The organism is Streptomyces sp. NPDC006265 (assembly GCF_040613555.1).
Classification (GTDB): domain Bacteria; phylum Actinomycetota; class Actinomycetes; order Streptomycetales; family Streptomycetaceae; genus Streptomyces.
On record NZ_JBEXSH010001445.1, the window covers coordinates 1 to 1,295 of the forward strand.

Annotated in this window: 1 pseudogene; it reads left to right on the forward strand. The window is 73.2% G+C overall.

Going from position 1 to position 1,295, the window contains the following annotated elements:
* Positions 1 to 498 precede the first annotated feature (498 nt).
* A pseudogene (locus ABZ281_RS49665) lies at positions 499 to 1,145 on the forward strand (DUF4429 domain-containing protein).
* Positions 1,146 to 1,295: the final 150 nt, after the last annotated feature.

The window sequence follows — 1,295 nt, forward strand, 5'->3', positions numbered from 1 at the left end:
GGTTGGGGTTCCGTTTGCCCCCGCCCGACCCGTACCGCTGCGCTCACCATCAGTGCGCTTACTCCCGCAATACTTGCCTTTGCCCGCAGGAACGCCGCGACGGCCCGCCGGTGCCCCTCACGCGCACCGTGCGGGCAGTCCCCACAGGCGCACCCGCCTCCGTGGTCGCCACCGGACCCGCCCGGGCGCCCACCGGTGTCACCACCGGCGTAGCGACCCGAGTACCCCTCGGCATAGGCACTCGCGTGCGCGCCCGCGTACCCGCCCGGGTCCACGCCGCCCTGTCCCGCCTCCCGCACCGTCACGCCCGATGCCCGCCTTCCCGCGACCCAACCACCGCCGGCCTTCCGGACCCCGGAAACACCGCTGTACAACTCCCGTGCGACGACAGCGAATTGTGCCTTACACCACCCGGTTCACATCCGCCCCGTCTGGTCAACACGGGTGAAGTTCGGCGTGCCGTGTTGACCCGGCTGGGAGAATTCCCCTACGGCCGAGATCATCCAGCGTGACGGGACCTGGGCCTTCGACGGCGACACGGTCCGGATCACCCCCGGCCTGCACCGCTCCGTGCCGCTGTTCCGGCAGACGTACGGAGAGATCGCGGTGCCGCTCGCGGCGGTCTCCGGCGTCGTCCTGGAACCCGAACGCAGGCGCGGACGGCTGCGGTTGCGGCTGCGCGAGGGCGCCGACCCCCTGCTCCGGGCGACCTGCGGGCGGCTGCCGGACACCGCCGATCCCTACCGGCTGACGGTGGACGCCGACCGGACGGGGGTCGCCGAGTACGTCGCCGAGGAGATCCGCCGCGCGCTGCTGCTCGACCGGGTCCCGAAGGAGCCCGCGAAGGCTCGAAACTGCCGCCGGAGAAGGACCCGTACGCCCTGGACCTGTGGGACAGCGCCCGCCGGAATCTGCTCACCGCCGCCGTCGCCGCGGCGGTCACCGCCCGGCTGCCGCACCCGTCCACGCGCGCCGCCACCCCGGACGTCGAGCCCACCGCCTGCGCCGACGTGCCGCGCCCCGCCTCCGACCATCACGACGTGCTCCTGCGCCGGCTGCGCGAGCTGGGCCGGCTGCACCGCGACGGCGTCCTCACGGACGAGGAGTTCGCGAAGACGAAGGCAGCGGTGCCGCGGACCTTCTGAGGCCTGCGCCTAGTGCCGCGGCAGGCAACGTTCGCCCCGTCACGACGCCCGGCATGCTCCCCCAAGCTCTCGACTCTGCTCGAGCAGGGGGTACCCCCACTCGCCGCACCGGCCGAAACCCCAAGTACGTCCAGTACGAGGGCTTCCGGC